The 6,890-nt window shown below is 28.5% G+C and carries 7 protein-coding genes; 6 read left to right on the top strand and 1 reads right to left on the bottom strand.

The features are described 5' to 3' along the window. Positions 1-468 (top strand): PD-(D/E)XK nuclease domain-containing protein (locus BUA62_RS10825; RefSeq protein ID WP_200782451.1); only part of this gene is annotated, 468 nt, incomplete at its 5' end. 80 nt (positions 469-548) lie between these two features. Here the strand turns inward: BUA62_RS10825 and BUA62_RS10830 are convergent. Then, positions 549-1,682: an amidohydrolase gene (locus BUA62_RS10830; RefSeq protein ID WP_072866059.1), complete on the bottom strand. Its 1,134-nt coding sequence runs from the start codon at positions 1,680-1,682 to the stop codon at positions 549-551. A 220-nt stretch (positions 1,683-1,902) separates the two neighbouring features. Here BUA62_RS10830 and BUA62_RS10835 point away from each other — a divergent pair, with 220 nt between their 5' ends. From BUA62_RS10835 to BUA62_RS10855, 5 genes are read left to right on the top strand one after another with little or no spacing between them, the layout of a single operon-like run. Further along, positions 1,903-3,777, top strand: coding sequence for a ribonucleoside triphosphate reductase (locus tag BUA62_RS10835; protein ID WP_072866060.1), 1,875 nt, complete (start codon positions 1,903-1,905; stop codon positions 3,775-3,777). Positions 3,778-3,781: 4 nt separating this feature from the next. Beyond that, positions 3,782-4,426 (top strand): anaerobic ribonucleoside-triphosphate reductase activating protein, encoded by a 645-nt coding sequence (locus BUA62_RS10840; RefSeq protein ID WP_072866061.1) that lies wholly within the window; start codon positions 3,782-3,784, stop codon positions 4,424-4,426. 58 nt (positions 4,427-4,484) lie between these two features. Then, entirely contained in the window at positions 4,485-5,408 is a 924-nt protein-coding gene (locus BUA62_RS10845; RefSeq protein WP_072866062.1) for a diacylglycerol/lipid kinase family protein, read from the top strand. Position 5,409: 1 nt separating this feature from the next. Next, positions 5,410-6,075 (top strand): DUF554 domain-containing protein, encoded by a 666-nt coding sequence (locus BUA62_RS10850; RefSeq protein ID WP_072866063.1) that lies wholly within the window; start codon positions 5,410-5,412, stop codon positions 6,073-6,075. 22 nt (positions 6,076-6,097) lie between these two features. Further along, positions 6,098-6,721: an N-glycosylase/DNA lyase gene (locus BUA62_RS10855; RefSeq protein ID WP_072866064.1), complete on the top strand. Its 624-nt coding sequence runs from the start codon at positions 6,098-6,100 to the stop codon at positions 6,719-6,721. The last annotated feature ends 169 nt before the right edge of the window (positions 6,722-6,890 follow it).

Raw genomic sequence — 6,890 nt, forward strand, 5'->3', positions numbered from 1 at the left:
CTAACAGAATATATAGACACAGACGAAATAGAAAATGCAATAATAACAATATTAGAAGATGGAAAAATAGAACCATTTGCCAAAGAAATAGAAAACTTATTAAGTAAAATGGACAACAGAATATTCATGGGATTAGACGAAAAATATATAAAAGCAATAATGTATAGTTATCTAATATTAACGCCATATGCAATGGTAAAAATGGAATATCCAGTAGAAAATGGGTATATAGACATAGCAATGTTCAAAAGATACGAAGAAGTACCATATGAAGCGATAATAGAAGTAAAATACATAAAACAAAAAGAATACACAGAAGAAAAATTAAAAAGGAAAATAGAAGAAGCAAAAGAACAAATAGAAAAATACAAGAAATCATATGAATTAAACCAAAAAAATGAAACAATGAAAAAGTTTATAATTATTTTTGTTGGTAAGGAAGCGAAATATATTGAGGAAATAAAATGAATAAACTTCTATATAAAAATCGGGCAGAGGCCCGATTTTTGGTAACATCTCACACAGAATTTTGGATAGTTCCTAATTTTTTATAATACCTTTTTACCTTCAATATAAACGCTTTTGGCTTTAGCTTTTATTTCAAATGGATGGTAGTCCCATATTGTTATATCAGCATCTTTTCCTTCTTCTAATGAACCAACTCTATCGTCAATTTTTAAAATTTTTGCAGGGTTTATTGTGAGCATTTTCAACAAATCTTCTTCTTTTGCACCATATCTCATTCCAAGAGCAGCTTGAACATTTGCATGTTCTAGATGCAGAACAGGATGATCACACATTAATCCAGCTAAAATCCCTTTCTCATTGATAATTCTTAATGCTTCAAATGACATATCCTTTAGTTCTAATTTTGTTCTAAAGCCAAATAATGGTCCTAATACAAGTGGGATATTTTTTTCTTTTATATAATCAGCAATTTTGTAAGCTTCTGTAGCATGTTCAATTACTAGATCAAAGCCAAACTCTTCAGAAAGTCTTATTGCTGTTAATATGTCATCTGCTCTGTGAGCATGAATTCTAGCAGGAATTTCTCTTTTTAATACTTTTTCGCCAATTTCCATTTTTAAATCAAATTCATTAAAATCTTCTTTTTCTTTTTTCTTCATATAATTTTTTACTTTTAAGAAAAAGTCCCTTATTACAGCAACACTACCTAATCTTGTTGCTGGTAATTTGTTTTGAGATCCATATACTCTTTTTGGATTTTCACCCATAGCCATTTTTAAACCAGCGGGTTCTTTTATTATCATTTCATCAACAACTTTTGATTTGAATTTAAGAATAGCCCCTTGACCACCAATTGGATTCGCACTGCCCGGAACAACCATTACTGTAGTAACTCCACCTTCTAATGCTCTTTTTATTGCAGCATCTTCAGGATAAAAAGCATCTATTACTCTAACTTGTGCAGTATTTGGATCAGTCATTTCGTTTCCATCTTGATATCCCATTCCAACTCCTTCTTCAAAAATACCTATGTGAGAATGAGCATCTATAAATCCTGGAAATATAAATTTTCCATCTGCGTCTATTATTTCATCAGCTTTAACGCGTATGTTTTTTCCCATTTTCTTAATTTTTCCATTTTCAATTAATAAATCCCCTCTAAATGGTTCTGATGTAATAGGATAAATATAACCCTTTTTAAATAAAACTCTCATAATCTTCCTCCTTTTTTGATGTGTTATTAGTTAAATTATAACATATTTTAATTCGTTAAGCAAATCTTTTATTGTAGAAAAATCTTAACATTTGTATCAATATTTCTCTGGATATATGTTTGATTTTTTTCTACCATATTTGTCAAGATACATACATATTGTATTCAATTGAAAAATGTGATACAATATATCGTGGTAAAATTACGGAGGAGGGGAAAGTATGAATTTGATTTATGATTATATTAATAATAGTGATTGGAAGGTTAGAGAAAACTCAAATATGCAATATTCTTTACAGGGTTTAAACAATCACATTCATCAGGAGATTACAAAACAATTTTGGTTAAATGAGGTTTATGATAAACATAATAAGAAGATAAGTGAATATCATAATAATGGATTTATGCATATACATGATCTTGGTGCTTTATCTGCATATTGTGTTGGATGGGATTTAGAAGAATTATTAAGAAAAGGATTTAACGGTGTTTCTGGAAAAGTCGCATCTGGACCAGCAAGACATTTTAGGACAGCGTTAGGACAAATAGTTAACTTCTTATATACAATGCAAGGTGAAGCAGCTGGAGCAGTAGCATTTTCAAACTTTGATACGCTTTTAGCTCCGTTTATAAGATATGATAATTTAAATTATGAACAAGTTAAACAATCAATACAGGAGTTCATATTTAATATGAATGTTCCAACAAGAGTAGGATTTCAATCTCCATTTAGTAATATTACTATGGATTTAACAGTACCTTCAACACATAAAGATAAACATGTTATTATTGGCGGTAAAGAAAAAGAAGAGACGTATAGTGAATTTCAAAAAGAAATGGATATTTTAAATAAAGCGTTTATAGAAGTAATGCTAGAAGGAGATTATGATGGAAGACCATTTTCATTTCCAATTCCGACATATAATATAACAAAAGATTTTAACTGGGATAGCGAAGTTGCAACAATGATTATGATTATGACAATGAAATATGGAACACCGTATTTTGCAAATTATGTTAACTCAGATATGAATCCTGAAGATGCTCGTTCAATGTGTTGCAGATTAAAATTAGATAATAGACAGGTATTAGAACATATGCAACAGCTTTCATTTGGTTTTGTTAATGAAGATAAAAAAGATAATGAAAATACAGAAGTAAAAAGAAGAGGAGGGTTATTTGGTTCTAATCCATTAACAGGTTCTATAGGAGTAGTTACTATTAATATGCCGAGATTAATGTATTTGTCAAATGGCAATAAAAATAAATTTTATAATTTATTAGATGAAGTAATGAACTTAGCAAAAGAGAGTCTGGAAATAAAAAGAATATATGTTGAAGAATGGACAAAACAAGGATTATATCCATATACAAAGGTTTATTTAGATGGCGTTTATAAACTAACAGGTCAATACTGGGCAAATCATTTTTCAACTATTGGGTTTGTTGGAATGCATGAAGGATTATTAAATTTTGGTATTGAAAATGGCATTGCAAGCATAGAAGGTAAAGAGTTTGCTCAGGAAGTAATGGATTACATGCTTGGAAAATTAAATGAATTTAATAAGGAAACTGGAAATTTATATAACTTAGAAGCATCACCAGCAGAAGGAACGACATATAGGTTATCAAGAATTGATAAAAATGAGTTTGGTGAAAATATTAAACAATCTGGTTCTGAGGAAAAACCATATTATACAAATTCTGTTCATCCACCAGTAAATTATTTTGAAGATCCTTTTGACTTATTAGAACATCAAGAAGGATTACAAAACAAATGGACAGGTGGGACAGTTGTGCATATTTTTGTAGGAGAAAAAATTACAGATACAGAAACTTTGAAAGAATTTATCAAATTTAGTTTTGAAAATTATTCTTTACCATATATGAGCATAACACCGACATTTTCTATTTGTCCTGAACATGGATATATAGCAGGAGAACATTTTAAATGTCCGCATTGTGGAAATGATACAGAAGTATATTCGAGGGTTGTAGGATATTATAGGCCAGTTCAAAATTGGAATGATGGGAAACAACAAGAGTATATAGAGAGGATTCAATTTAGAATTAATAGTGAGGTGTTAAGGAGCTGATAATATGATATTAGCTGGAATAAGAACATTTAGTTTTGTTGATTATCCTAAACGTATATCTGCAGTAGTATATACTGGTGGTTGTAATTTCAGATGCCAATGGTGTCATAATTGGAAAATAGCATATTCAAATGATTATAATTCAATTTCTGAAGAAAAGATTATTGATAAATTATCTGCGTTAAGAAAAAGATTAAACGCTGTGTGTGTTACTGGTGGAGAACCAACAATACACAATGATTTGCCAGAATTTATTAGTAAAATAAAAGAGCTTGGCTATTTAATAAAATTAGATACTAATGGAACAAATCCTGAAATGGTAGAAGAATTAATAAGCAAAAAGCTAATTGATTATGTTGCTATGGATGTAAAAGCTAAACCAGAGAATTATTGTAAATTGATAAACGTTCCAAAAGATTATTGGAATACTATTTTTAAAACAATAAATATATTAAGAAACTCGAATATAGATTATGAATTTAGAATGACATATGTTCCAAATCTTTCAACAGAAGAAGATATAGAATTTTTTGAAGAGTTTTTAAAAGAAGATGAAAAAGGATATGCAACAATTGCAAATTCGACGGAGATTTTTGAAGTTGATAAAAAAGAAAATATTAAAGTTAATAAATTGATTTTGAGAAAATAGGCCGTAAGGCCTATTTTTATGGTAAAATATAGTAAATCATTTAATATGGAGGAATATTATGAAAGAGTATTTTTTTATTGTAAATCCTCATTCTTCAGGATCAAAGGCGAAAAGAATATGGCCTTTAATAAAAGATATTATTGAAAAAGAAAGATTTACTTTTGATTATAAATTTACCGAAGGTAGAATGCATGCATATAATTTAACAATAGAAGCTATAAAAAATGGATATAAAAATATTATTGGTGTCGGTGGGGATGGCACTATGAATGAAATAATTAATGGTATATTTAATCAAAATTATAAAAATTCTCGGGAAATTGTGGTTGGAATTATTCCAACAGGTACAGGAAATGATTGGGGGAAAACAATAGGAATTCCAAATGATTATATTCAAGCTATAAAAATAATAAAAGAAGGAAAGATTATTGTTCAGGATATAGGTAAAGTGGAATATTATAATAACAATGAAAGAGAAGAAAGATATTTTGCAAATATTGCAGGGATGTTTTTTGATGCTGAAGTTACTAAAAATACTAATATTTCAAAGGATAAAAATAAAAGTGGAGCTTTTTCTTATTTATTAAATCTTTTGACTACATTATATAAGTATAAGTCACAAAAAGCAAAAATTATTATTGATGATAAAGCAACAAATGTAAATGTTTTTTCTATGGCTGTTGGTATCTGTAAATATAGTGGTGGTGGCATGATGATGGTACCTTCTGCAATTCCAGATGATGGATATTTTGATATAACTTTGATAGAAAATATTCCAAAACTCCAAGTTATTAAGAACATAAAAAAGATATTTGACGGTTCATTTATCCAATTAAAATGGGTAAAACAATTTAAAGCTAAGAAAGTTGAAATAAAGTCTAAGGAAAAAATTTATTTAGAAGTTGATGGAGAGAGTTTAGGACATTCGCCATTTAAATTTATAATTTTAAAAAAAGTATTAAATGTTTTTGGAGGTGAATAAAATGGTTCCGACTTTTGTAAATGCATTGGCTGTAGTAATAGGGAGTTTGTTAGGTTTGTTTGCGAAAAAAGGTATTCCAGATAGGTTAAAGATAATTTTATTTTATGCTGTTGGATTAACAACGTTGGGAATTGGTATTAATATGACTATGTCAGCAAATAATTTTTTAATAGTGTTGGGCTCTATGGCTTTGGGTGGTCTTGTTGGTGAATTAATAGATATAGAAGGTTTTTTAAAAAGAATTGGAGACAATATGCAAGAAGGTGACTTTTCTACAGGTTTTGTAATGTCTTCTATTCTTTTTTTAGTTGGACCTTTAACTATAATAGGTTCAATAAATGCTGGGTTAACCAATGATGGAACTTTAATTTATACTAAATCGTTGCTTGATGGTATTTCATCTACAGTTTTGGCTTCTATATACGGATTAGGTGTTATGGTTTCTGCAGGTTCGGTACTTTTGGTACAAGGAAGTATTGTACTATTGGCTTCGCAATTATCTTTTTTAACAAATGATATATATTTGAATGATTTAGTGGCAGTTGGTGGTATAATGGTATTAGGTATTGGTTTAAAAATATTAGATATAAAAGATACTAAAGTTGGAAATTTTTTACCATCATTGATTATTGCGCCTATTTTGGTTTGGATAGTCTCATTTTTTTAGTGGAATGAAAAGAGGTGAAAAAATGAAGTTAATTAAAGATATAGAAAATATTTATGATGAAGCAAAGCCATTAGTAGAAAAAAGATGGCAGGAATTTGTTGAATTAGGTAAAAGGGGAAGTGAAAAAGAATTATTTTCTGAATTATCTTTCTGTGTTTTAACGGCAAATTGGAGTGCAAAAGGTGGAATAAAAGCACAAAAAGAAATTGGAGTAGAAGGATTTGTGAATTTGAATATTGACGAATTAGAATATACATTAAAAAAAGTAGGTCATAGATTTCCTTCAAAAAGAGCTCAATATATTGTTTCTAATAGATGGATTATTGGAACAATTAGACACTTATTTGTTTTACCATATTATCAAGTTAGAGAATTTTTAGTAAAAAATATTAAAGGTATCGGTTGGAAAGAGGCAAGTCATTTTTTAAGAAATGTTGGATATGGAGAAGTTGCAATTTTGGATAAGCATATTTTAAGATTGATGCTTGTGGATAATTTAATCGACTCTATTCCTAAAGGTTGGACTAAGAAAAGATATTTAGATTATGAAAAAAGATTGAAAGTTTTGGAGAAATATTTTAATGAACCCATAGGTAAATTAGATTTGTATTTATGGTATCTTGTAAAAAAAGATGTTGATAAGTAGGTGGCATTATAAAATTACTTATTTTGAAAAGAGGAAAGAGTTAAATTTGATGGATATAATTCGAAAAACTATTGAATCAACTACATTTAAATTTAATGATAACAATATAAAAATAACAATAAGTATAGGTTCTACTATTTATAAAGAAGGAGAAAACATAGATAATTTT

Source organism: Marinitoga hydrogenitolerans DSM 16785, from assembly GCF_900129175.1.
Taxonomy (GTDB): domain Bacteria; phylum Thermotogota; class Thermotogae; order Petrotogales; family Petrotogaceae; genus Marinitoga; species Marinitoga hydrogenitolerans.

Bases quoted from the DNA above. Each gene is read 5' to 3' on its own strand.
- BUA62_RS10840 (WP_072866061.1), top strand. From the start codon at position 3,782: ATGATATTAGCTGGAATAAGAACATTTAGTTTTGTTGATTATCCTAAA.
- BUA62_RS10830 (WP_072866059.1), bottom strand. From the start codon at position 1,682: ATGAGAGTTTTATTTAAAAAGGGTTATATTTATCCTATTACATCAGAA.
- BUA62_RS10850 (WP_072866063.1), top strand. From the start codon at position 5,410: ATGGTTCCGACTTTTGTAAATGCATTGGCTGTAGTAATAGGGAGTTTG.
- BUA62_RS10845 (WP_072866062.1), top strand. From the start codon at position 4,485: ATGAAAGAGTATTTTTTTATTGTAAATCCTCATTCTTCAGGATCAAAG.
- BUA62_RS10835 (WP_072866060.1), top strand. From the start codon at position 1,903: ATGAATTTGATTTATGATTATATTAATAATAGTGATTGGAAGGTTAGA.
- BUA62_RS10855 (WP_072866064.1), top strand. From the start codon at position 6,098: ATGAAGTTAATTAAAGATATAGAAAATATTTATGATGAAGCAAAGCCA.